Below are 25360 nucleotides of genomic sequence, written 5' to 3'. Positions count from 1 at the left end.
ACCACCTTAGGCACCACCGAATGGCTGGTGGCTGGCCGGTAGAGGGCGGACAGCCGTTAACGGTCTGGCGGTCAGGGCCATGGTGCGCCGGAGGCGGCGCCGGTTGCCCACCTGCCACAGGACGCCAGTTCGCCGCGCGAACAGGTAAACCAGGACGAAAACGAGCGACTGGGAGAGTACCACTGCGGCGCCGGTCGAGATGTCCAGGTAATAGCTGGCATAGATTCCTGCCACCGAGGCGACGGCGGTGATGGCCGCGGCGAGGATCAGCATCCGATCAAAACTGCGGGTCAGCAGGAAGGCCGTCGCCCCGGGGGTAATGAGCATGGCGACCACCAGGATGATCCCCACCGCCTGCAGGCCGACGACGACGCTCAGCGCCAGCAGGCCCAGCAACAGGGCCGACAGCAGCCGGGTATTGAGCCCGATCACATGCGCGTGGGTCCGGTCGAAGGCGAAGAGGGTGAGGTCGCGGCGTTTGTAGAGCAGGATGGCGAGCGTCAGGACACCCAGAATGACCACCTGCCACAACTCCCCATTGGTGACGCCCAGGACGTTTCCGAACAGAATGTGCATCAGGTCCACCTGGGATGGCGTTCGGGATACGATGGCCAGTCCGACGGCAAACAAGCCGGTGAACACCACCCCAATGACGGTGTCCGATTTGAGCTTAGTGGTCGATTTCACCAGCCCAATCAAGGCCACAGCACCTGCACCGAAGACGAAAGCGCCGATGGAGAACGGGATACCGATGATGTAGGCAAGGGCGACGCCGGGCAGCACCGCGTGTGAAACGGCGTCGCCCATCAGTGACCACCCCATCAGGATCAGCCAGCAGGACAGCACGGAGGCGACCACCGCCGCGCACACAGTGACGATCAGGGCCCGGGTCAGGAAGCCGTATTGGAGCGGTTCGATGATGAAGGTGAGAAGGTCCATAACGTTGTCCTAGCTTTCGTTCGCTGCTTGTCCCAGGGGAACGCTGGACGGTACGGCGGCCGGCGTCGGGCCGAACGCCAGTGCCAGCTTGTCATGTGTCAGGACGTCCTCGGGTAGCCCGTGGGCGAGGACTCGGTTGTGCAGCAGCACCGCTTCGTCGCACAGTTCCGGGATGCCTGCGAGGTCGTGCGTGGAAATCAGCGCCGTCCGTCCCTCGTCCCTCAACTCCCGGAGCAGGTCGATCAGGGTTGCCTCGCTGGTCTTGTCGACGCCGGCAAACGGTTCGTCGAGGAGCAGGAGTTGAGCGTCCTGGGCAATGCTGCGAGCCACGAAGGCCCGCTTCTTCTGCCCGCCGGACAGCTCGCCGATCTGGCGGTGGCGTTGCTGGCTCAGCCCAACCCGTTCCAGCGCCTCGTCGACGGCGTCACGGTCGGCCCGATTGGCACGGCGGGACTGCGGCATCCTGCCGTAGCGGCCCATCAGAACGACGTCGCTCACCGATAGCGGGAAGGTCCAGTCAACGTCCTCGGATTGGGGAACATAGGCCACCAGGTTGCTGCGCCGGGCGGTGCGGTGGTCCTTACCGAAGATCGCCACGGCACCGGCCTGTGGCTGGACCAGCCCCATCAGGCATTTGAAGAGCGTCGACTTGCCCGAACCGTTGACCCCGATCAGGCCGCAGATCCGCGCCCTCGCCAGGGTCAGGTTGACATCGGTCAGCGCCATCACCTCGTTGTAACTGACGGTGAGCCCGGCGACGGAGATTGCTGCGACGGGGCCGGCGTCCGTGGACGTGGGGTGTGGGGGAGCGAAGGAGGTCATGAGGTGAGCCCATCAGTAATCATGGCGATGTCGTACCGGAGGAGATCGAGGAAGGTGGGTACCGGACCGGCCGGGCCGGAGAGCGAATCGACATACAGCGGACCGGTCAGGTCGGCGCCCGTGGCCAACGCCACCTGTTCCTGGGCGGACGGGTTGACCGTCGACTCGCAGAATACTGCAGGAACGTGGTTGGCTTCGACGAAGCTGATCACTTCCCTGATCTGGCGGGGAGTTCCCTCGGCGTCCGAGTTGACCGGCCAGATAAACGCCTCGTCGAGTCCGGCGTCCCGCGCCAGGTAGGAAAAGGCTCCCTCACAGGTGACCAGGGCGGGCGTGGACGCATCGGTGAAGGCTGCCCGCAGGTCATCCAGCATGGCCTGCAATTCGGCTTTGATGCGGAGACCGTTGGCCTCGAATTCGGCGGCGTGCGCCGGGCTGAGTTCAGTCAGAGCCGCCACGATGTTGTCGACATAGACCTGCGCGGCGGCGGGTGACATCCAGGCGTGGGGGTTGGGCAGGCCCCGGTAGGCGCCGGAACGGATATCGACTGGCTCCACCCCTTGTGACAGGACAACGTGGGGGGCGTCGACCGAGAGGACGAAGCGCTCGAACCACCGCTCCAGCCCCAGTCCGTTGTCGAGAATCAGGTCGGCGTCCTGCGCGTTGACCAGGTCGGACGGGGTGGGGTCGTAACCGTGGATTTCGGCGCCGATCTTGGTGATGGACTCGACCCGCACCCGTCCTCCACCCACCTGGTCGGTGAGGTCAGCGAGCACACTGAAGGTGGTCAGGACCACGGGTCGGTCATCGTTGTCGGCAGGCCTGGCCAGCGCTGCCGGGCTGGCCCCGCAACCGGCAAGGACCAAAACCGTCAGCGTAGCGAGCGGGATCGAGAATTTCGGCATACCTAAACCTAGCGCAAAGGGGGGCCTAAAAGGTAGGGCTGCGAGGTGGTCACACCCTGGACGCCCGCCAGACATGGGTAAAGTACGGCAATTCCACCGCTGCCTCCGGGGTGAATCCCAGATGTTCGTGGAGGTACCAGTCGAGGTTGGCTTCCACCTTCGCGCGAATCACGGGGCTGGCACGCCGATAGTAGCTTCTGGATTTCGCCAGTTCCACGATGTCCGCCGTGCTCAACGTCTGCGTCCAGCGGGTAGCCAGATGTTCGGGTAGCTCGAAGTCCTCGCCGATGGTCGGCTGATGATCGGGCTTGTAGACATCCCCGGCGTGCATGATCCGGCTGAGCCGGTGCACCCACGAGAGCGAGACATCCAGCTGATTCCAGAGCAGCGCAATGCGGCCGCCTGGAACGAGGATGCGGGCCGCCTCGCTGGCCGCCGCCGCTGGATCGAGCCAGTGCCAGGCCTGGGCAATCGTGACCAGTTGGACCGACGCCGTGGCCAGCCCGGTCGCCTCGGCAGTACCCACCACGGTGGTCACCTGGGGGAGCTTGGTCCGCAGCACGTCAAGCATGTCGCGTGAGGGGTCGACGCCGGTGACGTCCAGTCCGCGCGCCACCAACTGCGCGGTAAAGAGCCCGGTGCCGGCACCGACGTCGGCCGCGGTCAGGGCTCCTGCCGTCAGGACCCAGTCGACGCTAGCTGCCGGGTAGCCGGGCCGGACCCTGTCGTATTGCTCACCGCCGTCGAGGTAGCCGCCGGCAAGGTGGATCCGCCGGGAGGCGTGCAGACGCGGGCCGCCGTGGGGCATGGTGTGGTCTCCTTCGCAGGCCGGGGCGGCCTGCGTCTAGAGCAGGTCGTCCACATCAGGGTTGAGGATTTGCAGCACATCGTTGTGCAACGTGCTGTTGGTGGCCAGCGCGTTGCCGCCGAAGGGGCCGTCAGTGCCCTCAAGGGAGGTGAAGCGTCCGCCGGCCTCGGTGATGATCGGCACCAGCGCCGCCATGTCATAGAGGTTCAGCTCGGGTTCGCAGGCGATGTCGACGGCGCCCTCTGCGACCAGGCAGTAGGACCAGAAGTCGCCGTACGCCCGGCTGCGCCAAACCGCGTCCGTCAGGGTAAGGAATTCCGGCAGGTTGCCGCGTTCCTTCCAACCCGACAGGCTTGAATAGGACAGCGAGGCATCCTCAAGCCGCGACACGTTTGACACCTTGAGCCGGGTTGCTGCGGCCAGCGATTTACCCATGTAGGCGCCGGTACCGGTGGCCGCCCACCAGCGTTTACCCAGGGCGGGGGCGCTGACCAAACCGACAACCGGCTGCCCCTCGTCAACGAGGGAAATCAGGGTGGCCCAGACCGGGACGCCTCGCACAAAGCTTTTGGTGCCGTCGATGGGGTCGATGATCCAGCGGCGTGAGCCAGCGCCGCTGCTGCCGAACTCTTCGCCGAGGACCGCGTCGCGCGGGCGGGCGCGGGAGAGTTGGCCCCGAATTGACTCTTCGGCTGCCTTGTCGGCGTCGGTGACAGGCGTGAGGTCAGGCTTGGTTTCCACCACCAGATCAAGGGCCTTGAATCGCGACATGGTCTGGTCGTCGACAGAATCGGCCATGACGTGGGCAAGGCGCAGATCATCGTTATAACTTTGGCGGTGGTTCATACCTTCAACCTATCGCCTAACGTCGCCATAGTGCGGGATTAAACACCGCAGGACACCGACGGCGGTGGGCCGCTTCGGTGTCCTGCGGGGAGCCGTCCAGTGGGACGGGCTACGTTGAGGGGTTGTCAGATAACGGTGATGTTCTCTGCCTGCGGTCCCTTGGGGCCCTGCGTGGTCTCGAAGTTGACCTTCTGGTTTTCTTCGAGCGCGCGGAATCCGCTGGAGTTGATTGCCGAGAAGTGGGCGAATACGTCCGCGCCGCCGTCGTCAGGAGCAATGAATCCAAAGCCCTTTTCAGCGTTGAACCATTTGACTGTACCTGTTGCCATTTTTCTTATTCCTTGTGTGTGAGAATCCCCCCGTGCTTCGGGGTTCTCGTTGCGATGTCAGCTTGAGGCGCAACACTGCAACTCCTTAAAGCGTATCAGGTCTACTGTTCGCCGAGCTGTTTGGCTTCCTGGGTATTTCCCTTGGGTTCGGGGGCGCTGGCACCCAGCAACCGCCGTAGGGAGGCGAGCCTGACAGGACCCGAGACCCCTGCCGATCCGTCCCGCACCCAGGGGTCCAGGCCGCACTTCACCGCGAGCCGGTCATGCCGGCAGCCTCGCGCACAATCGGCGGTGCCGGGCTCAAGGTCTGGGAACGCCTGAAGAATCCGGTCAGGATCAACATGGGCGAGGCCGAACGAGCGAATCCCGGGGGTATCGATGATCCACGTTCCTGGCAGGGAATCTCCTGCCTTCAAGGCGACCGCCGACGACGACGTGTGCCGCCCGCGCCCGGTCACGGCGTTGACCCCGCCGGTGGCACGGTTGGACCCGGTCAGCGCGTTGACCATTGTGGACTTTCCCACCCCCGAGTGGCCCAGCAGCACACTGACCTTGCCATCGAGGTGGGACCGCAGCTGACTCACTGCATCGCCGAGGAGCCGGGCGGACAGTCCGTCATCCGAGGTGCTGTCGATCCCGTCGGCATCGGTAGCGGTCCGGCTGATGATGACCGGCAGGTCCAGGTGTCGGTAGTTATCGAGCAGCTCGGTGGGGTCCCGCAGATCAGCCTTGGTGACGCAGAGGATCGGCTGGATGCCAGCGTCGTAGGCCGCTACCAGCGCCCGGTCGATGAATCCTGTCCTTGGTTCCGGGTTGGCTGCCGCCACGACGATGACCAGCTGGTCGGCGTTGGCGACCACTGCGCGCTCCACCGGATCGGTGTCGTCGGCGCTGCGACGCAGCAGGGTTCGGCGCTCCTCCACCCGGACCAGGCGTGCCAGGGCGTCCGGCCCTCCGGAGAGGTCGCCCACCAGGGCCACCAGGTCACCGGCGACCACCGGAGTCCGGCGTAGCTCCCGGGCCCGGGCGGCAATGACGATCCGCTCGTCCAGGGCGTCCTCGTCGACGACTGCTGTGTAGCGCCCACGGTCGACCGTAACGATCCTGCCGGTGACGGCGTCGTCGTAGGCGGGCCGTTCCTTGGTGCGGGGCCGGGTGCCCTTCTTGTTGGGCCGGACCCTGATATCTGATTCGTCCCACGACCTGGACCCTCCACGGTTGCCTCCAGTGGCCACGTCAGCACCCGTTGGAGGGGTCGGTCTGGCCAGTCAGTGGGTGGCCGGTCGCGGCGAGATCGGCCCACAGGTCAGGGAACTGCGGCATGGTCTTGGCGGTGGTGCCGATGTTCTCGACCTCCACCCCCGACACAGCGAGGCCGAGGATGGCGCCCGCCGTCGCCATCCGGTGGTCCTCATAAGTCCTGAAGAGTCCGTCGTGCAGTGGCGCAGGCCTGATGGCTAACCCGTCGGCGGTCTCGGTCACGTCACCGCCCAGCCGGTTGATTTCGGTGGCGAGTGCTTTCAGGCGATCGGTTTCGTGGCCGCGCAGGTGGGCGATGCCGGTGAGGACCGACGGCGAGTCAGCCAGCGCGCAGAGGGCCGCGACTGTCGGGGCCAGTTCGCTGGTATCGGCGATCGCGGCACCCCGGATGCGGGAGCCGCCAGTCACCGTCAGGGTGCCTCCGGTAAGGTTCACATCGGCGCCGAGTGTCGTCAGGATCTGTCGCCACTGGTCGCCCACCTGGGTGGTGCCCATCGGCCAGTTGGGGATTCGCACGGTGCCCGCAGTGACCAGCGCCGCGGCGAGGAACGGTCCGGCGTTGGAGAGATCCTGTTCGATCCGCACGTCGAAGGCGCTGATGGGTCCGGGGGACACCTTCCATTGGTTGGGGACAGAGTCATCAACCTCAACCCCCACCTCCCGCAGGACCTTCACCGTCATGGCGATGTGGTCGAGGCTGGGAACCGGGGGTCCCACATGTTCGAGGTGGAGTCCTTTGGTGAAGCGCGCACCGACCAGCAGCAGGGCGGAGACAAACTGCGAAGAGGCGCTCGCATCGACGACCAGCCTGCCGCCGGGGATGACCCCGGTACCGGTGACCGAGAAGGGCAACAGCGGCTCGCCGTCGTCGTCGACGATGATCCCGAGTCCGCGGAGCGCCTGGAGCACAGCGCCCATCGGTCGCTGCCGGGCGTGGGGGTCGCCGTCGAAGGATGTGGTTCCCCGCCGCAGGGCGGCGAGCGGCGGGACGAACCGCATCACGGTGCCCGCCAGCCCACAGTCAATTGACGTGTCATTGGCTACGGCGAAGTCGACGGGCGTCACCAGCAGGTCAGGGCCGAACGCGCCATCCCCAGCAACCTCGGTGCAGTCGGCGCCCAAGGCCCTGAGCGCGTTGACCATCAGGACCGAATCACGGGAGATCAGTGGCGCCCTCAGCCGCGACGGACCGTCGGCCAGTGCGGCAAGAATCAGGAACCGGTTGGTCAGTGACTTCGAGCCGGGTACCTGGACTGTCGCATCGACCGGCGAGGTCGCGCGGGGTGCCCTCCAATGCGACAGTTCCATGGGGGTCACTGTGGTGCTAGCCCACCAGGTCGGAGGCAGTCTTGCGAACCGACTTGTTGGCCTTCTTCAGCTGCTTCTCGGTGTCCCGCGCAATGGTCTTCGTGCTCTTGCGGGTGTCGTGGCTGAAGGCCTTGGCATTGCGCTTCGCGTCGGAGGCGAAGTGCTCGGCGCGCCAGGCGAGACCTGGTCGCCCGTTGGTGTCCACGGAGGCCAACAGTACGGCGCCGATCAGTGACACGTTCTTCAGAAGCTGGTTCCGTCGGCTCTTCCGTGCCTCAGCAGTGGACGAGTCGGCCGACTTGAAGTCGACAAGGGTGTTAAGGCCAGCCGTGCCGACCAGCACGAGGGCCGCCAACCGGGAGAAACGCCCGATCCCGAGTAAAGCTGCAGCGCCAACCTGCGCCGCCCCGAGCGCCTGTGCGACGACCTTCTCGTTAGCTGTTACCGATGCCGCCGAGGGAACCGCCCTGTTGATGCGGTCGAGGGTAGGACGGAGCTGGGTGCCAGCGGCCTCGGCGTTCCGCAGCCGGTCGATCCCGGCTACCACGAACGAACTGGCGAGCATTGGGCGGGCTAGTACGCGAACAAGGGTCATGATTGCCTCCTGGCTGTGGATTGATTGGGAACCTGAGTCCTAGTTTTGCACTTTTAATTTGGTAAGGCGACATGGGTAACTGGGATGCGGCCTCAAAGTGTCGTGCCAGGGGCGTTATCCCGCACCCTTGGTCGGAATAACCGGACTAGGCCATCGGTTATGCACATCAGACAGCGAATAGAACGACCAACCACGTGAACGACGGAGAGGCGGATGATGACGGCAACAGCCCCAACAGTCAGTAAGACGCCCGATTTCCAGCTGAGGGTAACACCAGTGCGGCCAGCGGGAGCCGGGCGCGTAGACTTTTCCTCAATGAATACAACAGCCGCGGCAGGCAGTGCCCCAGTCGAAGACGATCAGCTGGATGTGTCAACTGAATCGGATGCGGATCGCAAAGTCCGCTTCGAGCGCGATGCCATGCAGTATGTGGATCAGCTGTACTCGGCTGCCATGAGGATGGCACGCAACCCGGCTGATGCCGAGGACCTGGTGCAGGAGGCCTACACCAAGGCGTTCTCGGCGTTCCACCAGTACAAGCCCGGCACCAATCTGAAGGCCTGGCTGTACCGCATCCTCACCAACACGTATATCAACCTGTACCGGAAGCGTCAGCGGGAGCCGTTGCAGTCTCACTCTGACACGATCGAGGACTGGCAGCTTGCCAAAGCAGCTGAGCACACTCCCACCGGCCTGCGGTCGGCCGAGGTGGAAGCGCTGGACCATCTCCCCGATTCGGACGTCAAGCAGGCGCTGCAGGCCATCCCGGAAGAGTTCCGGCTGGCCGTGTACTTCTCCGATGTGGAGGGGTACGCGTACAAAGAAATATCGGAGATTATGAACACGCCGATTGGCACGGTCATGTCGCGGCTGCACCGGGGGCGCAAGCTGTTGCGGGAACTGCTGGCCGAATACGCTCATGATCGCGGCCTGGGTGTCGCGAAGGTGGCGGCGGGCAGTGGCGCGGCAAAGACACAGGAGAGTGGAAAATGAGCGATTGCCAGAGCCTTGGCGACTGCGCCGATTCCCGGATCGAGCGCCTGTATGACTACCTCGATGGGGCCTTATCGCATGACGACCTCGTGGAGATCAAGAACCACCTGGAGGATTGCCCCGACTGCGCCGAGGAGCACGACCTTGAGTGTGTCATCCGTTCGGTGGTGAAGCGGTCCTGCACCGAGGTGGCACCAGCCACCCTGAAGACCAGTATCCTGGACCGGATCAGCCAGCTCAAAACCGCCGAGCACTGACGCTCGGAACAAAGAAGGGAGCCCCCGCAGCCGATGATCGGCTGCGGGGGCTCCCTTCTTGCTGCTAGCCCGACTGCTCAGGCGTTGGGGCGCTTACCGTGGTTAGCGCCACCCTTCTTGCGGTCGCGCTTCTTGCGTGCTCGCTTGCTCATGGCTGCCTCCTTGCTTCTAAAGTATTTTGATCTGCCATCCAGTCTCCCACACTTCGGCGGGCTGCCCCTAAACCGCCGATGTTCCGGCCCGGGCCTTCGGTCCTAGGATGGAAGGACCCGAACTGAAGGAGTACCACGTGACCCGCGCTGTATACGTTGACTCGTTTTCCGCAGAGGACCCCCTGAACGGTCTGGTTATTGGTGACCTGGCTGCCAGCGACCCGCCCGACGGATACCGTCGGGTCACCGTCCGGGCCTCCGCTCTGAACCACCATGATCTGTGGTCCCTCAAGGGGGTGGGCCTCGGCGCGGACAAGCTGCCGATGATCCTCGGCTGCGACGCCGCGGGTGTGGACGACGACGGCAATGAGGTCCTGGTGCATGGAGTCATTTCCAGCCCCGGCTGGGAGGGGGACGAAACCCTCGACCCCCGGCGCACCCTACTGTCCGAGAAGCTGCCGGGCGCCATGGCCGACGTCGTGTGGGTGCCAGAGCGCAACCTCGTTCCCAAGCCCCCCGAGTTGAGCTTCGAGGAGGCGGCGTGCCTGCCCACCTCCTGGTTGACCGCGTACCGGATGCTGTTCACCGTCTCACCCGCCGCCCCCGGATCCACCGTCCTGGTGCAGGGGGCGGGCGGAGGTGTCGCTACCGCCCTCATCGCGATGGCCAGCGCAGCCGGTTTCCGGGTCTGGGCGACCAGCCGGAGTACGGCCAAGCAGGAACGTGCGCTGGACCTGGGCGCCGCTGCCGTGTTCGACGTCGGAGCGCGCCTGCCGGAGCGGGTCGACGTCGTCTTTGATTCGGTGGGCGACGCCACCTGGGCACACTCACTAAAGTCGTTGAAGCCTGGCGGGGCGGTGGTGACCTGCGGTGCCACCAGCGGCCCGGCTCCCAGCGCCGACCTGAACCGGGTGTTCTTCCTGCAACTGAGAGTCCTGGGCTCCACCATGGGCACCCGTGAGGAACTGATCAGGCTCACCCGGTTCCTCGTTGCCACCGGCGTGCGGCCCACAATCGATGAGGTGTTCGCCCTCGATCAGGCCGAAAAGGGTTTCCGGAAGATGCTCAACGGGGAAGTATTCGGGAAGATCGTCTTCAGACACCAACCCGGGGCTGCGGGCTAATCGTCGTCGCCGTCTTCCGACTCGCCGTCCTCCTGGTCACCGTCTTCCTGCTGCTGTTCCTGGTTCTGGTCCTCGCCATTCGTAGTGTCGCAGCCTACGAGGAAGAGGGCGGTGAGGAGGAAGGCGGCGGCTGAAACTTTTTTCATGGGGGTGGTCTTCATGTCTGCAGTGTCCGTTTCATAGTCGTTTAGCTGGATAGCGGTGTTACTCGGGCGCGGGGACTTCCAGCCATTGGAACCAGCCGCGATGGAGGACCAACCAGGCCATCAGACCATAGCCGGCCTGGCCCGGGCCGCCGCCATTGGCTGCGAGGTCGCTGCGCCATTGTTCATGGGCCTGCAGGGGAGTGAACGTGTCAACATAGACGTGCTTCCGGCGCGTGGTGACGTCGGCGAAGGCTGCCGAGAGGTCGGCGAGCCTGCGGTTCCGTTCGGCGTCGAGCCCTGGGGGAGGCCCCACCACCAGAACCTTGATGCTCATGTGGGCCGCGCCGTCGAGAATGTTGGCGAGGTTGAGCCGGCTGCGCGCTGTTGAGAGATCGAGGTCGAGGTCCCGGTCAGACAGACCAATCACCAGCCTGTTTTCGAATCCCTCACCAAACCGCCGCCCGCTTTCCTGTAGCCACCGGTTGGCGAGTGCCTCGGTGCCCTCTGTGGGCGCCGCCAGGGTGAAGGCTTGCAGCGCCACACCGTCGGGGGCGGTCCGGGCGAGGACACGGCCAAACCAGCCAAGCGCGCGGGGATCGCCAAGGCCTGCTAGCAGTTCGTCACCTACGGCTGCGAGCCGGATTCTGCGTTGTTCCACTGGTTGGTTACCTTTGTCCGCTCATTATTTTGCCATTCGTTTAGCCACTAAGATCCGAGGTTCGGACCCAGCTCAAAAAAACTAGTGGGTGGGGTGCGCCGGCACCCCACCCAACATCATACGTACCTGCCAGCCCGACAGGTGCTACCTGCGTTCGAATGCCTTCTTCACCAGGATCTCCTGCTCCACGGCGTGGCGCTTGGCCGAACCGGTCGCAGTTGACGCAGAGGCTGGACGGGATGCCAGCCGCAGCGTCCGGTCGAGATGTTCAGGAAGGTTCAAGCCAATAAACGGCCAAGGTCCCTGGTTCGCTGGTTCGTCCTGAGCCCATACAAGGTCAGCGTTCGGGTACGTGCCGACGGCTGCCTTGATCGCCTCAACTGGAAGGGGTGCGAGTTGCTCCACCCTGATAATCGCAGTCTTCTGGTCATCGGTCTTCTGACGTGAGGCCAGCAGATCGTAGTACAGGCGTCCGGACACGAGGATCACATGATCGACGTCGCTGGCGTTGGCTTCCTGCTTGTCCGGGATCACCGGAAGGAAGGTGCCGGTGGTAAAGTCCTCAACCGAGCTAGCCGCAGCCTTCAGCCGGAGCAGTTGCTTCGGAGTGAAAACGATCAGCGGCTTGCGCGGCCTGGTGTACGCCTGGCGGCGCAGGAGGTGGAAGTGGGACGCAGCGGTAGTCGGGTTGGCCACCACCATGTTGTCCTCGGCGCACATCTGCAGGAAGCGTTCAATGCGGGCCGACGAGTGGTCAGGACCCTGCCCCTCGTAGCCGTGCGGCAGCATCAGCACCAGCGACGACCGCTGGCCCCACTTCTGCTCGGCAGAGCTGATGAACTCGTCGATGATGGTCTGGGCACCGTTGACGAAGTCACCGAACTGCGCTTCCCACAGGACCAGCGCGTCAGGACGTTCCACCGAGTAGCCGTATTCGAAGCCCATCGCTGCGTATTCCGACAGCAGCGAATCATAGATCCAGAACCTTGCCTGCGCTTCGCTGAGGTCGTCAAGCGGCAACCATTCTTCGCCGGTCGCCCGGTCGTGGAACACCGCGTGCCGCTGCACGAAGGTTCCCCGGCGGGAGTCCTGGCCCGCCAGCCGGACCGGAACACCCTCCATCAGGAGAGACCCGAACGCTACCAGCTCGCCGAAACCCCAGTCGATACCGCCCTCGCGGGACATCTGTTCGCGCTTGTCGAGCAGGGCCTTCAGCTTCGGGTGCACAGTGAAGTTTTCGGGGATTGCGGTGTGGACCTTGCCGATGTGGGCGAGGGTCTCAGGAGTGATTGCTGTGCTCGCCGGAACACCCACGCCGGTATCGGACTGCTGCGACATGGGACGCTCGATGTCCGATACCGCTGCAGCGTCCTTGGTGACGATCGGGATGGGCGATGTCTGGGCGGCATGCGTCTCAGCGAAGACCCGCTCCAGGCGCTCCTGGTAGTCCCGCAGCGCCTGCTCCGCCTCATCCTGGCTGATGTCACCACGACCGATCAGAGCTTCGGTGTAAAGCTTGCGCACTGAGCGTTTCGCCTCGATGAGGTTGTACATCATGGGCTGGGTCATCGACGGATCGTCGCCCTCGTTGTGCCCACGACGGCGGTAGCACACCATGTCGATTACAACGTCCTTGTTGAACTTCTGCCGGAACTGGTAGGCGAGCTGGCCCACGCGGACCACTGCCTCCGGGTCGTCGCCATTGACGTGGAAGATCGGCGCCTGCACCATCTTCGCCACATCGGTGGAGTACACCGAGGACCGCGACGACGTGGGGGAGGTGGTGAACCCCACCTGGTTGTTCACGATGATGTGGATGGTGCCGCCGGTCCGATAGCCCCTGAGCTGGGAGAGGTTCAGCGTCTCAGCGACAACACCCTGGCCTGCGAAGGCCGCATCGCCGTGGATCTGGACGGGGAGGACAGGGAACGCGTCGCCCATGTCAAGCCGGTCCTGTTTGGCCCTGACGATGCCTTCCAGCACCGAATCCACCGCCTCCAGGTGGGAGGGGTTGGCTGCGAGGTAAATCTTGGTCTCGTTGCCGCTCTCGGACGTGAACGTGCCCTCGGTGCCGAGGTGGTACTTCACATCACCCGAACCCTGGACCGAGCGTGGGTCCTGAGTGCCCTCGAATTCGCGGAAGACCTGGCCGTAGGTTTTCCCGGCAATGTTCGTCAGCACGTTCAGGCGGCCCCGGTGCGCCATCCCAATGGCCACTTCGTCGAGGCCGTCGTCGGCGGCGTTGGAGATGATCGAATCAAGCAGCGGGATGAGCGACTCGCCACCCTCAAGGGAGAAACGCTTCTGCCCCACGAACTTGGTCTGGAGGAACGTCTCGAATGCTTCAGCAGCGTTGAGCTGGTGCAGGACGCGCATCTGCTCCTCGCGGCTGGGCTTGGAGTAGGAGTGCTCCAGTTCGTCCTGGAACCACTGTCGCTCCTCAGGGTCCTGGATGTGCATGTATTCGATGCCGGTGGTGCGGCAGTAGGCGTCGCGCAGAACGCCGAGGATGGTGCGGAACTTCAGCATCGGCTTGCCGCCGAACCCGCCGGTGGGCCACTCACGGTCCAGATCCCACAGGGTGAGGCCGTGGGTCCGCACATCGAGGTCGGCGTGCTTGCGCTGTACGTATTCAAGCGGGTTCGTGTCGGCCATCAGGTGGCCGCGAACCCGGTACGCATGGATCAGTTGCTGGATGCGGGCGACCTTGTTGATCTCGTCCATCGGGTCGACCTGAATGTCCGCGCTCCACCGGACCGGCTCGTAAGGAATCCGGAGGGCTTCGAAGATCTCGTCGTAGAAGCCTTGCTCACCGAGCAGCAGCTGGTGGATGATCCGCAGGAACTCTCCACTGCCCGCACCCTGGATGACGCGGTGGTCGTAGGTGGAGGTCAGCGTGATGGTCTTGCTGATCGCGTGCTGCGCCAGGGTTTTCTCGCTGGAGCCCTGGAACTCGGCCGGGTACTCGAGGGCGCCGGCACCGATGATGCAGGCCTGGCCCTTGGACAGGCGTGGCACCGAGTGGACGGTACCGATTCCGCCCGGGTTGGTCAGCGAGACCGTGGTGCCCGCATAGTCGTCGGCGCCGAGCTTGCCGCCGCGTGCCTTCTTGACCAGATCCTCATACGCATGCCAGAAGTCCGAGAAGTTCATCGTTTCGGCCATCTTGATGTTCGGGACCACCAGCAGGCGGGATCCGTCAGGTTTCGGCATGTCAATGGCGAGACCGAAGTTGACGTGTGCGGGCTGGACTGCGGAGGGCTTGCCGTCGACGACGTCGTAATACACGTTCTGCGAGGGGAACTGGGCCAGCGCACGAATGATGGCGTAGCCGATCAGATGGGTAAACGACACTTTTCCGCCGCGGGAACGGGCTAGATGGTTGTTAATGACCACACGGTTATCAATCAGAAGCTTCGCGGGAATCGCGCGAACACTAGTGGCGGTGGGAACCGTCAGGCTGGCGTCCATGTTGGTGGCGATCGCCTTGGCTGGCCCACGAAGGACCTTGACCGTGTCTTCGTCCATGTCGGTGCTGCGGTCGGACTTGGGAAGCTGGGCGGGTATCGGCGTCGCTGACGGCTTCTCGGTTTTGGCGTTGTCTGACGGTTTGGCCGCGGGGTTCTCGGCTTTTTCCTGGGCTGCCTTCTCCAGGGCCCGATCAGCGTTGTCCTCCGCCTCAATGGCAGCCGGGGAGTGCGTCTCCTTGGGAACCGGCGGCTTTGCCGACTCCTCAAAGCTGGCAGGGGACTCGCCGGAGGACTTGGGGGCGCTCGCTTCAGTGTTGACTACGGGGAGTTCGCGGGTGGCCGGGTTGTGGCCAAGCTCGCCGCTGCTGTTGTGGACGCCGCTGGTGTCGTTCTGCACGGCGGAGCGCGGTGCGGTGTGGCGGCCGTTTTCGGCCTCAGAGTCCTCTGCCGTGAATGAATCGAACAGCTTCCACCATTTCTTGTCAACGGAATTCCGGTCCCGCTGGAACTGCTCGTACAGCTCATCGACAAGCCACTCGTTTCCACCGAATTCTTCAGGTAGGCGGTGGTTCGGTTGTTCTGGCACTAGTAATACGCCTCTTCCGTAAGTTGCCCTGAGCCCGGTGTGGAAAGTCTGCAGCGGTGTTCAACGCGAAACAAAACTGTATACAGACCCGCTGCCAGTCTAATGACAGTCGCGGGTAACAAGCCAATCCCTTAAATGTCCTAAGTGTCAGGGAAGCACCTAGACTTTTCAGGAAGCCAATCCAGGAGCAACACCATGCGTTTTATCAATCAGCCGGCCACCGATCTCACCTATTCGGACGTGTTTTTGGTCCCGTCCGCGTCGGAGGTGGTCTCCCGTTTCGATGTGGACCTTTCCAGCGACGATCTGACCGGGACGACCATCCCTTTGGTCGTGGCCAACATGACGGCCGTGACCGGGCGGCGCATGGCGGAGACGGTGGCCCGCCGGGGTGGTCTTGCTGTCCTGCCGCAGGACATCCCCTCCGGGGTGATCGCTGAGGTAACGCACTGGGTGAAGAGCCGGCATGCCGTGTACGAGACCCCGCTCAAGCTGCAGCCAGGGAACACGGTGATCGACGCGCTGCACCTGATCAATAAACGGTCCCACGGCGCAGTGATGGTGGTTGATGAACAGAACAGCTGCATCGGGATTGTCCGGTCGTCAGACTGTGAGGGGGTTGACCGGTTTGCCTCCCTGGAATCGGTGATGCGCACCAGTTTCGTCACCTTCGAATCGTCCCGGTTCGTCGGTGATGTCGACGCCGGACTGCAGCGTGCCTTCGAGGAATTGGACGCCGCAAGCACCAGTCTCGCCCCCGTCTCCCACGCTGGTGAACTGCTGGGGGTGCTGACCCGCAAGGGTGCCCTCCGATCGACGATTTATCGGCCGGCCCTTGACCTCAATGGGTCGCTCCGGGTTGCGGCGGCAATGGGCATCAACGGCGACGTCGAAGCCAAGGCTGTCGAGTTGTTGGACGCCGGGGTGGACGTTTTGGTGGTCGACACCGCCCACGGGCACCAGCGGAAAATGCTCGACGCGTTGAAGGTTGTCCGTGCGGTCGCCAACGGGGTATCCCGTCCGGTGCCCATCGTGGCGGGTAACGTGGTGAGCGCCGGCGGTGTCCGTGATTTGGTGGCGGCGGGCGCCTCCATCGTCAAGGTCGGCGTCGGGCCCGGTGCCATGTGCACCACCCGCATGATGACCGCGGTGGGGAGGCCCCAGTTTTCGGCGGTACGGGAGTGCTCGGAGGCGGCGCGCGAACTCGGGGCGCAGGTCTGGGCCGACGGCGGAGTGCGGTACCCCCGCGATGTGGCGTTGGCGCTGGCGGCTGGCGCCAGCCAGGTGATGATCGGATCCTGGTTCGCCGGAACCTATGAGAGCCCCGGGGACCTGCAGACGGACAGCAGCGGAAGACAATATAAGGAGAGCTTCGGCATGGCCTCGGCCCGGGCGGTCCAGAACCGGACGCTGGGCGACGACGTCTTCGCACGAGCCCGGAAGGGGTTGTTCGAGGAAGGCATCTCGACGTCGAAAATGTACCTTGACTCGGCCCGCCCCGGGGTGGAGGACCTACTGGACCTGATTACCGCTGGTGTGCGCAGCTCGATGACCTATGCCGGGGCGCGGAGCCTCGCCGAGTTCAGAGAGAACGCGGTGGTGGGTGTGCAGTCGGCCGCCGGCTACGAAGAGGGCAGGCCACTTCCGCAAAGCTGGTAGCAGCGAAGCTGGTGTGCGCGGGTCCCTGATGTAAACTGGAGGTCTTATGGACAGTTCCTCTAGGGGCCGGCCTTCGATGCGTGCGCAGCGGGTTTCCGCGGCACGGTCGACGTGCGCCGGCAGACCCCGCACCAGTGCCCATCATCTCCTCGCACCAGTCATGAGCCCCGTCGAACCGGACGCCAGCGGGTCACGCGTTTCGGGTGTTCGCTCAGCCGAACCGCTATCGGAGCCTTCTAGATCGGGGTTACCCGGTTATTCGCGTCGCTTGTCCCGCGACCAGGATCGTAGTGCCCGGACGGCGGTGAGTGCCGGATGGAAATCTACTTCCTGATAGCGGGTGTCCTCCTGGTCCTCGGCACCGGATTCTTCGTCGCCGTTGAGTTCTCCCTCGTTGCTTTGGACCAAACCTACGTTCAGCGTGCCGTCGACAATGGAGACAAGGGCGCAGTGCCCCTGCTCAAGTGCCTGAAATCCCTGTCGACGCAGCTCTCGAGCTGCCAGCTCGGCATCACTCTTACTACCCTGCTGACCGGCTATGTCATGGAGCCGTCGGTTGGTCGCCTGATCCAGGGTCCGTTGACAGCGCTCGGCATCCCTGATGCGATCCTCGGGACGGTATCGCTTGTCATTGCGATGACCCTCGCCACCCTGCTCTCAATGCTCATCGGCGAACTGGTGCCGAAAAACCTCGCCATCGCCCTCCCGTTCAAGATCGGCAAGCTACTCGCGCGTCCACAACTGATCTTCACGGGAGTCTTCAAACCGGCGATCATCGTGTTGAACGGCTTCTCCAACCGCGTGCTGAATCTGTTTGGGTTGGAGGCCAAGGAGGAGATTTCCGGTGCGCGGACTCCCTCGGAGCTCTCTTCTCTGGTTCGCCGATCGGCTGAGATGGGTACTCTGGACGCCGGCACGGCCAACTTCCTGGCACGGACTTTCAGTTTCTCCGAGCGGACCGCCGCCGATGTGATGACTCCACGGATCAGGATGGAAACCATCGAATCGGATCAAAGCGTCGCAGACGTCGTCGACCTCGCCCGACGGACCGGATTCTCCCGGTTCCCGCTGATCGCCGATTCACCCGATGATATTCGTGGCGTAGTCCACGTCAAGAAAGCGGTGGCTGTGCCGCGCAGCAAGCGTGTGGGTCTTCCGGCCGGCACCATCATGACCGAAGTCCTGCGCGTTCCGGAGACGGTCCACCTGGACTCTCTGCTGGCGGAACTGCGCGAGGCAAACCTTCAGCTGGCAGTTGTGCTCGACGAGTACGGCGGAACGGCCGGCGTCGTCACCCTTGAGGACCTGGTTGAAGAAATTGTCGGCGAGGTTGCCGATGAGCACGACAAGCTGAAGCCGGGGGTGCTGCAGAGCGCCTCTGGTAACTGGTTCTTCCCCGGTCTGATGCGGCCCGACGAGGTCACCGACCAGATTCCGCACCTCTCGGTGCCTGATGAAGCCGGCTACGAAACGGTAGCCGGGTACATCATGGCCCAGCTGGGTCGGATTGCTACCCCTGGCGACCGGGTTGACGTGCCCGGTGGCGTCCTCGAGGTGGAGCGCATGGACGGTCGACGGATCGACCGGGTCAGCTTTATCCCCATGCAGCCGATTGATGAGACTGGCGGAGTCACACCCGCCGCGATGGAAGGTCAGCGATGAGCGACTGGGCTGGAATTGTCTGGCTGATTGTTCTGCTGATTGGCAATGCCTTCTTTGTGGGCGCCGAATTTGCGATCATGTCGGCGCGGCGCAGCCAGATTGAACCTCTGGCTGACGAAGGCTCGAAGCGGGCTAAAACCACACTGTGGGCGATGGAGCATGTCTCCCTGATGCTCGCCTGTGCGCAGTTGGGCATCACCGTCTGCTCGCTGCTGATCCTCCAGGTGGCCGAGCCGGCCATCCATCACCTGCTCGTGGTGCCGCTGGAATCGGTGGGTATCCCCGCGGGGCCGGCTGACATCATTGCGTTTGCGATCGCTTTGCTGATCGTGACCTTCCTACACGTGACCTTCGGCGAAATGGTCCCGAAGAACATCTCGGTCTCTGTTGCCGATAAGGCTGCGCTACTGCTGGCCCCACCACTGGTGATGATTGCCCGGATAGTGAACCCCATTATTGGGTCACTGAACTGGTTGGCAAACCATATCCTGCGAGCTATGCGGGTGGAGCCGAAGGATGAGGTGACCTCATCCTTCACCCTGGAGGAAGTCCAGTCGATCGTGCAGGAGTCCACCCGCCACGGGCTTGTCGACGACGGCTCGGGATTGATCTCGGGTGCCCTGGAGTTCTCCGGTCAGACGGCCGGCACTGTCATGGTGCCGCTTGGCGAGCTGGTCAGCGTCAGTACCAATTCCACCCCCGCCGACTTTGAGAAGGCAGTGGGGCGGACAGGTTTCTCCCGTTTTGTCTTGATGGATGAGAACGACGTCCTGACCGGTTACATGCACCTCAAGGACATCATGTCCATCTCGGAGGAGATGTATTCCAAACCGATCACCGAGAACAAGGTGCGAACCTTGGCGAACCTGAACCTTGACGACGAAATCGAGACGGCTCTGAGCACCATGCAACGCACCGGTTCGCACCTGGCTCGGGTGCTCGGTCCGGACGGGGCAACTCACGGCGTCCTGTTTCTTGAGGACGTGATCGAGCAGCTGATCGGTGAAATCCGGGATGCAACGCAGAATCAGGGCCATCGTCGTACCGGCACCAGCGTGGAAGCAGTCGCAGTGGACCACAGCTCCCAATAGCCGGCAATCCGTCGCGACATGCGAATGATTCGCGTTTGCGTTAGACTCGGCAGTAGGGAATTGAATCCGGGTTTCATCCACACGTAGATCGAGGGACACATGCGACGGCTTTCCACAACGACAGGGCTGGCCGGAGTTGCCGCGATGGCGCTTACGCTGACCGGGTGCGGGCAATCGGAGGGCGGAAACGCTGCCGCCGGCACCCCGGAGGACAGCATTCAGGTTGTCGCCTCCACAAACGTCTATGGCGATATTGCGCAGACCATTGGTGGCGGTAGTGTCTCGGTCACCTCGATTGTGGATAGCTTGTCGCAGGATCCCCATTCCTATGAGGCAACAGTCCAGGACAAGCTGGTGGTGTCCGAGGCGCAGCTCCTGATCGGGAACGGAGGCGGTTATGACCCGTTCCTGAAACGGCTGGCCGACGAGGTGGAGGTTGATCGCGAATTTGTCATCTCGGCAGTCAGCATCGCCGGCTTCGAGGAGGAGGGGGAAGGCGAGCATGAGGGCGAAACTGAGGAAGAACACGCAGCGCACGGCTCGTTCAACGAACACGTCTGGTATGACCTGGCTGCAATGGGAGCCGTCGCTGAAGAGATAGGCGCCAAACTCTCGAAAATCGACCCCGACAATGCCGAAACCTACAACACCAATGCCGAAGAATTCACGGCTGGTATCACCACGCTGACCGACCGGCTCACCGACATCAGCGGCGCCGCACCTGGCCAGACGGTTGCTATTACCGAACCGGTCCCGGTGTACCTCCTCGAAGCTGCGGGGTTGGAGAACATCACACCAGGTGACTACAGCGAGGCAATCGAGGAGGGCTCGGATGTGTCGGTAGCTGTCCTGAACGAAATGACAACCCTCATGGAAGATGAATCGCTCGCGTTCCTTGCCTATAATGAGCAAACGGAAAGTCCCCAGACCCAGACCGTTCGCGACGCGGCGGACGCGGCAGGGGTGGACATCGTCAACTTCACCGAGACGGTGCCCGATGGGGCAGACTTCCTGTCCTGGATGACCTCAAATGTGGACGGCATCGAAAGTGTCCTCAACCCCTGATCACTGGTTGATGGAAACGCCACCCCACCCTGACTTTTTGCTGGAGATGAACCAACTGGCTTCGACCCATGACACCTCCACCAGGAAGCGCACGGTCGCCGAACCGGTGGTCAGGCTGCGGTCGGCATCCCTCTCCCTTGGCGACCGAATCCTCTGGCGCGACCTCGACCTCGACATCAGGAAGGGTGAGTTCTTCGCCGTGCTCGGGCCCAACGGGTCAGGCAAAACCAGCCTCCTGAAGGTGCTGCTCGGCCTTCAGCAACTGGACTCCGGGTCGGCAACAATCAACGGATCCGAGGTGCATCGCGGCAGCCGCGAGATCGGCTACATTCCCCAGCAAAAGTCCTTTCCACCGGAAACCCCGCTCCGGGCACGCGACCTCGTCGGGCTCGGCGTCGACGGTCACCGCTGGGGCCTGCGGTGGAGGGGCAGGGACTACACCACCAGAGTCGACGCGCTGCTGGACAAGGTGGGTGCCTCCTCTTACGCCGACGCGCCGGTAGGGCGGCTGTCCGGGGGAGAGCAACAGCGGCTGCGGGCGGCGCAGGCACTCGCCACCAACCCGCAAGTACTTCTCTGCGATGAGCCGCTGCTCTCGCTGGACTTGCACCACCAGCAGGCGGTCAGCGGTCTCATCAACGATCAGTGCCGCGACAACGACTCAGCTGTCGTCTTTGTGACCCACGAGATCAACCCCGTGATCGACTACGTCGATCGGGTACTCTATCTTGCCGGCGGACAATTCAGGGTTGGCCCGCCCCATGAAGTGATGACCAGCGAGGTGCTCTCCGAGCTGTACAACAGCAACGTCGAGGTGCTGCACAGCAAGGGGCGGATCATCGTCGTCGGGCTCCCCGATGACACCACCCACCACCACGCGGAAGGACACTGACAGTGGACCTGCAGGAGATCTTCACCGCGATGTTCAATTTTGACAACTACGCTGACCTGCTTCCCCTGGTGCAGAATTCGCTGTGGGCGGGAGCCGTGCTCGGTCTGCTCGGTGGACTGATCGGCACCTTCGTGATGATGAGGGATCTCGCGTTCGCGGTGCACGGCATCGCCGAGCTGTCCTTTGCTGGCGCGGCGTTCGCGCTGCTCATCGGCGCCAACGTGATCTACGGGTCGCTGGTGGGGTCGGTGCTTGCCGCGGTGCTGCTGGGCGTCATGGGGATCAGGGCCCGGGACCGGAATTCGATCATCGGGGTGATCATGCCCTTCGGCCTCGGCCTGGGCATCCTCTTCCTTGCCCTCTACGAGGGCAGGGCAGCCAACAAGTTTGGCCTGCTGACCGGGCAGATCGTGTCGGTCGACGACGTCCAGCTTTCCCTGCTGGCCGGATGCGCGGTAGCAGTGATGGTGGCACTGCTGGCCATCTGGCGGCCGCTCACTTTTGCCAGCGCCGACGCCGACCTGGCGGAAGCGCGTGGGGTGCCAGTGCGCGGGCTGTCCATCATCTTCATGTTCCTGCTCGGCGTGTCGGTGGCGCTGTCCATCCAGGTGGTCGGCGCGCTGCTGGTGCTTGCCCTGCTGATTACGCCCGCTGCGGCGGCGCTGAAGGTGACGTCATCGCCCAGAATTGTGGTGTTGCTCAGCGTGGTCTTCGCGTGCGTCTCGGTGGTGGGAGGGATTCTCCTAGCACTGGGCGGGCGAATCCCGATCAGCCCCTACGTGACAACCATTTCCTTTCTGATCTACCTTCTCTGCCGGGGGATCAGCCGGCACCGGGGCCGTCGCACGGCGTCGATCACATCCGTCCCGGTGCTGGTGCGCCCGGTCTAACCGGAGGCCTGTTCGGCGGAGCAGGCCGGGCAGAGACCGTAGATTTCCACTGTGTGGGCGACCGCGGTGTAGCCATGTTCCTCGGCGATGCGAGCCGCCCACTTCTCGACAGCTGGCGCCTCAATCTCGACGGCTCGCCCGCAGTTCCGGCAGAGCAAATGATGGTGGTGGTGGGGTGCATCGCATCGTCGATACACGGCCTCGCCCTCGCCGTTCCGCAGGACATCGACCAGGCCATCCTCGGACATTGATTGTAGGATCCGGTAGGTAGTGGCAAGGGATACGGCGTGCCCTGCAGTATGCAGCAGGCGATGAAGTTCCTGGGTACTGACAAAATCATCGAGGTCATCGAGCGCAGCGCTGACCGCAAGACGCTGTTTGGTGACCCGCTGCTCTGAGCCTCTACGGGCTGCCGGTTCTGCTACTGGTGACACTGGTGAATCCGCTCCTGACGGCGTGGGCGTTACTGACTGTCGCGACCAAGATTACCAGCGGCCCGCCGCTGGCCCTGTTGGCTGGGGCGGTCCGGCGGTAGGCTGGCGCGATGAAGCTCACCAAGTACACTCATGCGTGTGTCCGGCTGGAGAAGGACGGCGCAGTGCTCGTCGTCGACCCTGGTTCGTTTTCCGAGGTGGAGACCGCTGTGGCCGGGGCGCACGCAGTGCTCATCACTCACCAGCATGCCGATCATTTCGACGAGGAACGCCTGATGAAGGCGCTGCGGGAGGACGCCGCGCTGGTGGTGTACGCGCCGGCGTCGGTAGCCACGGTGCTTTCTGCGCGGCTCGACGACGAACCAGGCAGGGTACACACAGCCGAGCCGGAGCAGCGCTACAGTATCGCCGGCTTCGAGGTGCAGACCTTCGGCGGCCAGCATGCGCTGATCCATCCGAGCATTCCCATGGTGGCGAACATCGGCTACTTCATCGACGGGTCGCTCTACCACCCGGGGGATTCTTTCGTCGTCCCGCATGGCGTCGACGTGTCAACGCTACTCGTTCCGGTGCATGCTCCCTGGTCCAGGACCGGCGAGGTGATCGATTTTGTGGCCTCCGTCAGGGCCGCCCGTGCCTTCCAGATCCACGATGCGCTCCTCAACGACGCCGGTCGGCAGCTCGTTGAGGGCCATGTCGCGCGCCTCGGCGGACTCTACGGTACCGAATTCCGCCATCTCGACCCGGGGGAGAGCGTGCTGCTTTAGGTCGTGGTGGAGGCTCTGGGGGACACCGTCACCGTGGCGACCTCCTCCAGCCGCGGCGAGAGGTGGTCGCCGTCGTCCACGACGCCGCGCTCCCACCAGAACCGCAGGCCGTCCGGGCCGTCCTGAAGACCCGCCAGATTGTTGTCGAACCATGGCCCCTTCAGGCCCGACCAGCGGAACGGCGGGTCGGGGACCTTGGCGGAGCGGGCCACCAGGGCTCCCACCGGGCTGGCGACGCCGTAGGACAGGATGGCGGTGAGGAAACGCATGGCTCGGGGGAGGGGGTTACGGATCGGTGAGCAGACCGCCTGGATGATGCGGCTGCCCGACGACCGCTGCACCTCGGAGACGTACGAGAAGTGCACGTCGCCGGAGAGGAAGGTGACAGTTTCGGGTGCGGGGCCGCGCTTGCCGTCCGCCACCTCGACGGCCATCCCGGCCACGGCCCTGAAGCTCCGCTGGAAGGCTCCCCAGTGCTCGAGGTCGACCGTGCGCCGCATCTTCTCGCCGATCCTCGCGCCGACCTTGCCCCAGGCGCCGTTGGAGAGCGCTTCGTTCCAGGCTTCGATGTGGTGCAGGCCGGTGGGCAGCAGGAACGGCAGCGAGGTGGCGATCAGCAGGTGCCGGAAGCCGCCCTGCAGCTGGCCGTCGAGCCACTCCAACTCCCGGTCATCAAGGATTGACCGCTTGTCAGGGTCGAGGACCCGGCCCGCCCGGGAATCGAGGACCACGAGCCGGACGCCGCCGATCTCGCGGCTGAAGCTCCACCGGTAGGTTGACGGCTCCTGATTGGTCCGGTCGGCGAACGTGTCCAGGGCGTCGCTGAGGTCCAGTTCGGTTTCGCCGGTGTGTGAGGCGACCAGCTGCCAGATCTCGTCCTGGGCGCGGTGTTCGGGTGAGAGGTTGCCCAGGTGCTGGTGCACCCAGTAGGAGGCCAGCCCCGAGACGATGCGGCCTTGCCACCAGGACGTCTTCTCCATGGCATGCTTCCATTTCAAGGATGTGTTCCAGTCGTCCCGAATGTCGTGGTCGTCGAAAATCATGGCGCTGGGCAGGGTGGAGAGCAGCCACCGGTTGGCGTCATCGGACCACGCCAGGTTGTACAGGTGGGCATACTCCTCGTAGTCCTTCAGCTCCTCGCCGGGTTCTTCCTCGATGTCCCGCCGGGCTTTGATGAAGTCCTGCATGGCGTCACTGGTGACGTCGGCGTATACCTGGTCGCCCAGGAATACCACCAGATCGGGCCAGGCCACCTCGTTGACCCCGGCCGCCAGATTGAGGGCGTAAGCGCGCATCGAGTCGACTCCATGCTTGCTGTTGCCGGCCTCGTCGTGCGGGACACTGGTCCGGCAGGAACCGAACGCCATCTTGATCGGCGTGTCGGGGGTCAGGGTGGCAATCATCGAGGGAGGATAGCTCGACCCCTCCCCGGGCCACACCCGAACACCGTCGATTGACACTGTGTACTCGGTGACGCTTCCCGGTTCCAGGCCGTCGGCCTCGACCAGAGCATAATGGTGGCCGTGGACCCCGAAGGTCCGGGCGGTCCAGGAGTGGCCGCCAGCGTCGACGGTCACCTGCGCAGCGTCTCGGGTTTCCACCCAGATACTGGCTGACGTCAGATCGACGTACCGCATCATTGGACCAAGTACCAGGGAATCAGTCATCACTCAGTTCTACCCGGTTCACGCCGCTGTCGCTA

25 protein-coding genes are annotated in these 25360 nt (G+C 63.8%); 10 read left to right on the top strand and 15 right to left on the bottom strand.

What is annotated here, in order from left to right; genetic code table 11:
- Window positions 1–6 precede the first annotated feature (6 nt).
- From ACX80O_RS00310 to ACX80O_RS00270, 9 genes are all read right to left on the bottom strand, one after another.
- Complete coding sequence (locus tag ACX80O_RS00310) at window positions 7–939, bottom strand: metal ABC transporter permease (protein ID WP_459305629.1); 933 nt, start codon at window positions 937–939, stop codon at window positions 7–9.
- Window positions 940–948: 9 nt separating this feature from the next.
- Window positions 949–1761 carry a metal ABC transporter ATP-binding protein gene (locus tag ACX80O_RS00305; RefSeq protein ID WP_459332136.1) on the bottom strand — a complete coding sequence of 271 codons (813 nt, stop codon included), beginning with the start codon at window positions 1759–1761 and terminating at the stop codon, window positions 949–951.
- The gene (locus tag ACX80O_RS00300) at window positions 1758–2666 is read right to left on the bottom strand and encodes a metal ABC transporter substrate-binding protein (protein WP_459305632.1); all 909 of its coding nucleotides are present in this window, start codon (window positions 2664–2666) and stop codon (window positions 1758–1760) included. Before ACX80O_RS00300 ends, ACX80O_RS00305 begins: the two co-directional genes overlap by 4 nt.
- A 49-nt stretch (window positions 2667–2715) precedes the next feature.
- Window positions 2716–3474 carry a class I SAM-dependent methyltransferase gene (locus ACX80O_RS00295; protein ID WP_459332135.1) on the bottom strand — a complete coding sequence of 253 codons (759 nt, stop codon included), beginning with the start codon at window positions 3472–3474 and terminating at the stop codon, window positions 2716–2718.
- 36 nt (window positions 3475–3510) lie between these two features.
- Window positions 3511–4320, bottom strand: a complete 810-nt coding sequence (gene hisN, locus ACX80O_RS00290; RefSeq protein WP_459332134.1) for a histidinol-phosphatase — start codon at window positions 4318–4320, stop codon at window positions 3511–3513.
- Between the two features lie 125 nt (window positions 4321–4445).
- The gene (locus ACX80O_RS00285; protein WP_019483099.1) at window positions 4446–4649 is read right to left on the bottom strand and encodes a cold-shock protein; all 204 of its coding nucleotides are present in this window, start codon (window positions 4647–4649) and stop codon (window positions 4446–4448) included.
- A gap of 101 nt (window positions 4650–4750) precedes the next feature.
- Entirely contained in the window at window positions 4751–5884 is a 1134-nt protein-coding gene (gene rsgA / locus ACX80O_RS00280; protein ID WP_459332133.1) for a ribosome small subunit-dependent GTPase A, read from the bottom strand.
- Between the two features lies 1 nt (window position 5885).
- A complete protein-coding gene (gene aroA / locus ACX80O_RS00275) occupies window positions 5886–7217 on the bottom strand; it encodes a 3-phosphoshikimate 1-carboxyvinyltransferase (protein WP_459305636.1) in 1332 nt (443 codons plus the stop codon).
- Window positions 7218–7233: 16 nt separating this feature from the next.
- Window positions 7234–7812, bottom strand: coding sequence for a DoxX family protein (locus tag ACX80O_RS00270; RefSeq protein WP_459305638.1), 579 nt, complete (start codon window positions 7810–7812; stop codon window positions 7234–7236).
- 213 nt (window positions 7813–8025) lie between these two features.
- Here ACX80O_RS00270 and ACX80O_RS00265 point away from each other — a divergent pair, with 213 nt between their 5' ends.
- Entirely contained in the window at window positions 8026–8805 is a 780-nt protein-coding gene (locus tag ACX80O_RS00265; RefSeq protein WP_459305640.1) for a sigma-70 family RNA polymerase sigma factor, read from the top strand.
- A complete protein-coding gene (gene rsrA / locus ACX80O_RS00260) occupies window positions 8802–9062 on the top strand; it encodes a mycothiol system anti-sigma-R factor (RefSeq protein ID WP_459305641.1) in 261 nt (86 codons plus the stop codon). The genes ACX80O_RS00265 and rsrA overlap by 4 nt, the downstream gene beginning before the upstream one ends.
- 77 nt (window positions 9063–9139) lie before the next feature.
- On the opposite strand, the gene ACX80O_RS00255 is transcribed toward rsrA, so the two are convergent.
- The gene (locus ACX80O_RS00255) at window positions 9140–9214 is read right to left on the bottom strand and encodes a 50S ribosomal protein bL37 (RefSeq protein WP_116778527.1); all 75 of its coding nucleotides are present in this window, start codon (window positions 9212–9214) and stop codon (window positions 9140–9142) included.
- A gap of 137 nt (window positions 9215–9351) precedes the next feature.
- Here ACX80O_RS00255 and ACX80O_RS00250 point away from each other — a divergent pair, with 137 nt between their 5' ends.
- The gene (locus ACX80O_RS00250; protein WP_459305642.1) at window positions 9352–10338 is read left to right on the top strand and encodes a zinc-binding dehydrogenase; all 987 of its coding nucleotides are present in this window, start codon (window positions 9352–9354) and stop codon (window positions 10336–10338) included.
- On the opposite strand, the gene ACX80O_RS00245 is transcribed toward ACX80O_RS00250, so the two are convergent.
- From ACX80O_RS00245 to ACX80O_RS00235, 3 genes are all read right to left on the bottom strand, one after another.
- The gene (locus ACX80O_RS00245; RefSeq protein WP_459332132.1) at window positions 10335–10499 is read right to left on the bottom strand and encodes a hypothetical protein; all 165 of its coding nucleotides are present in this window, start codon (window positions 10497–10499) and stop codon (window positions 10335–10337) included. The genes ACX80O_RS00250 and ACX80O_RS00245 overlap by 4 nt on opposite strands.
- A 43-nt stretch (window positions 10500–10542) precedes the next feature.
- Window positions 10543–11142 carry a GDSL-type esterase/lipase family protein gene (locus ACX80O_RS00240; protein ID WP_459305645.1) on the bottom strand — a complete coding sequence of 200 codons (600 nt, stop codon included), beginning with the start codon at window positions 11140–11142 and terminating at the stop codon, window positions 10543–10545.
- 144 nt (window positions 11143–11286) lie between these two features.
- Window positions 11287–15198 (bottom strand): multifunctional oxoglutarate decarboxylase/oxoglutarate dehydrogenase thiamine pyrophosphate-binding subunit/dihydrolipoyllysine-residue succinyltransferase subunit, encoded by a 3912-nt coding sequence (locus ACX80O_RS00235; RefSeq protein ID WP_459305646.1) that lies wholly within the window; start codon window positions 15196–15198, stop codon window positions 11287–11289.
- Between the two features lie 195 nt (window positions 15199–15393).
- Between ACX80O_RS00235 and guaB1 the strand changes: the two genes are divergently transcribed.
- The 6 genes from guaB1 (at window position 15394) to ACX80O_RS00205 (ending at window position 22457) form a co-directional block, all read left to right on the top strand.
- Window positions 15394–16857: a GMP reductase gene (guaB1, locus tag ACX80O_RS00230; RefSeq protein ID WP_459332131.1), complete on the top strand. Its 1464-nt coding sequence runs from the start codon at window positions 15394–15396 to the stop codon at window positions 16855–16857.
- 315 nt (window positions 16858–17172) lie between these two features.
- Window positions 17173–18519, top strand: a complete 1347-nt coding sequence (locus tag ACX80O_RS00225) for a hemolysin family protein (protein ID WP_459305649.1) — start codon at window positions 17173–17175, stop codon at window positions 18517–18519.
- Window positions 18516–19610: a hemolysin family protein gene (locus ACX80O_RS00220; protein WP_459332130.1), complete on the top strand. Its 1095-nt coding sequence runs from the start codon at window positions 18516–18518 to the stop codon at window positions 19608–19610. The genes ACX80O_RS00225 and ACX80O_RS00220 overlap by 4 nt, the downstream gene beginning before the upstream one ends.
- Window positions 19611–19709: 99 nt before the next feature.
- A complete protein-coding gene (locus ACX80O_RS00215; RefSeq protein ID WP_459332129.1) occupies window positions 19710–20675 on the top strand; it encodes a metal ABC transporter solute-binding protein, Zn/Mn family in 966 nt (321 codons plus the stop codon).
- A gap of 46 nt (window positions 20676–20721) precedes the next feature.
- Entirely contained in the window at window positions 20722–21567 is an 846-nt protein-coding gene (locus ACX80O_RS00210) for a metal ABC transporter ATP-binding protein (RefSeq protein WP_459332271.1), read from the top strand.
- 29 nt (window positions 21568–21596) lie between these two features.
- Window positions 21597–22457: a metal ABC transporter permease gene (locus tag ACX80O_RS00205; RefSeq protein WP_459332270.1), complete on the top strand. Its 861-nt coding sequence runs from the start codon at window positions 21597–21599 to the stop codon at window positions 22455–22457.
- Here the strand turns inward: ACX80O_RS00205 and ACX80O_RS00200 are convergent.
- Window positions 22454–22891: a Fur family transcriptional regulator gene (locus ACX80O_RS00200; RefSeq protein WP_459305654.1), complete on the bottom strand. Its 438-nt coding sequence runs from the start codon at window positions 22889–22891 to the stop codon at window positions 22454–22456. The two genes, ACX80O_RS00205 and ACX80O_RS00200, sit on opposite strands and share 4 nt — an antisense overlap.
- Window positions 22892–23001: 110 nt before the next feature.
- Between ACX80O_RS00200 and ACX80O_RS00195 the strand changes: the two genes are divergently transcribed.
- Entirely contained in the window at window positions 23002–23658 is a 657-nt protein-coding gene (locus tag ACX80O_RS00195) for an MBL fold metallo-hydrolase (protein WP_459332128.1), read from the top strand.
- On the opposite strand, the gene ACX80O_RS00190 is transcribed toward ACX80O_RS00195, so the two are convergent.
- The gene (locus ACX80O_RS00190) at window positions 23655–25325 is read right to left on the bottom strand and encodes an alkaline phosphatase D family protein (RefSeq protein ID WP_459332127.1); all 1671 of its coding nucleotides are present in this window, start codon (window positions 25323–25325) and stop codon (window positions 23655–23657) included. The two genes, ACX80O_RS00195 and ACX80O_RS00190, sit on opposite strands and share 4 nt — an antisense overlap.
- Window positions 25326–25360: the final 35 nt, after the last annotated feature.

The organism is Arthrobacter glycogeni, from assembly GCF_054511155.1.
Note: the sequence above shows the minus strand (reverse complement) of the source record. Positions and strands in the feature narration are given on the sequence as shown.

What these genes read in the sequence shown, in the direction of transcription:
- ACX80O_RS00310 (WP_459305629.1), bottom strand. Translation starts at nt 939, where the DNA reads ATGGACCTTCTCACCTTCATCATCGAACCGCTCCAATACGGCTTCCTG.
- ACX80O_RS00305 (WP_459332136.1), bottom strand. Translation starts at nt 1,761, where the DNA reads ATGACCTCCTTCGCTCCCCCACACCCCACGTCCACGGACGCCGGCCCC.
- ACX80O_RS00300 (WP_459305632.1), bottom strand. Translation starts at nt 2,666, where the DNA reads ATGCCGAAATTCTCGATCCCGCTCGCTACGCTGACGGTTTTGGTCCTT.
- ACX80O_RS00295 (WP_459332135.1), bottom strand. Translation starts at nt 3,474, where the DNA reads ATGCCCCACGGCGGCCCGCGTCTGCACGCCTCCCGGCGGATCCACCTT.
- hisN (WP_459332134.1), bottom strand. Translation starts at nt 4,320, where the DNA reads ATGAACCACCGCCAAAGTTATAACGATGATCTGCGCCTTGCCCACGTC.
- ACX80O_RS00285 (WP_019483099.1), bottom strand. Translation starts at nt 4,649, where the DNA reads ATGGCAACAGGTACAGTCAAATGGTTCAACGCTGAAAAGGGCTTTGGA.
- aroA (WP_459305636.1), bottom strand. Translation starts at nt 7,217, where the DNA reads ATGGAACTGTCGCATTGGAGGGCACCCCGCGCGACCTCGCCGGTCGAT.
- ACX80O_RS00270 (WP_459305638.1), bottom strand. Translation starts at nt 7,812, where the DNA reads ATGACCCTTGTTCGCGTACTAGCCCGCCCAATGCTCGCCAGTTCGTTC.
- ACX80O_RS00265 (WP_459305640.1), top strand. Translation starts at nt 8,026, where the DNA reads ATGATGACGGCAACAGCCCCAACAGTCAGTAAGACGCCCGATTTCCAG.
- rsrA (WP_459305641.1), top strand. Translation starts at nt 8,802, where the DNA reads ATGAGCGATTGCCAGAGCCTTGGCGACTGCGCCGATTCCCGGATCGAG.
- ACX80O_RS00245 (WP_459332132.1), bottom strand. Translation starts at nt 10,499, where the DNA reads ATGAAGACCACCCCCATGAAAAAAGTTTCAGCCGCCGCCTTCCTCCTC.
- guaB1 (WP_459332131.1), top strand. Translation starts at nt 15,394, where the DNA reads ATGCGTTTTATCAATCAGCCGGCCACCGATCTCACCTATTCGGACGTG.
- ACX80O_RS00225 (WP_459305649.1), top strand. Translation starts at nt 17,173, where the DNA reads ATGGAAATCTACTTCCTGATAGCGGGTGTCCTCCTGGTCCTCGGCACC.
- ACX80O_RS00220 (WP_459332130.1), top strand. Translation starts at nt 18,516, where the DNA reads ATGAGCGACTGGGCTGGAATTGTCTGGCTGATTGTTCTGCTGATTGGC.
- ACX80O_RS00215 (WP_459332129.1), top strand. Translation starts at nt 19,710, where the DNA reads ATGCGACGGCTTTCCACAACGACAGGGCTGGCCGGAGTTGCCGCGATG.
- ACX80O_RS00210 (WP_459332271.1), top strand. Translation starts at nt 20,722, where the DNA reads ATGAACCAACTGGCTTCGACCCATGACACCTCCACCAGGAAGCGCACG.
- ACX80O_RS00205 (WP_459332270.1), top strand. Translation starts at nt 21,597, where the DNA reads ATGTTCAATTTTGACAACTACGCTGACCTGCTTCCCCTGGTGCAGAAT.
- ACX80O_RS00195 (WP_459332128.1), top strand. Translation starts at nt 23,002, where the DNA reads ATGAAGCTCACCAAGTACACTCATGCGTGTGTCCGGCTGGAGAAGGAC.
- ACX80O_RS00190 (WP_459332127.1), bottom strand. Translation starts at nt 25,325, where the DNA reads ATGACTGATTCCCTGGTACTTGGTCCAATGATGCGGTACGTCGATCTG.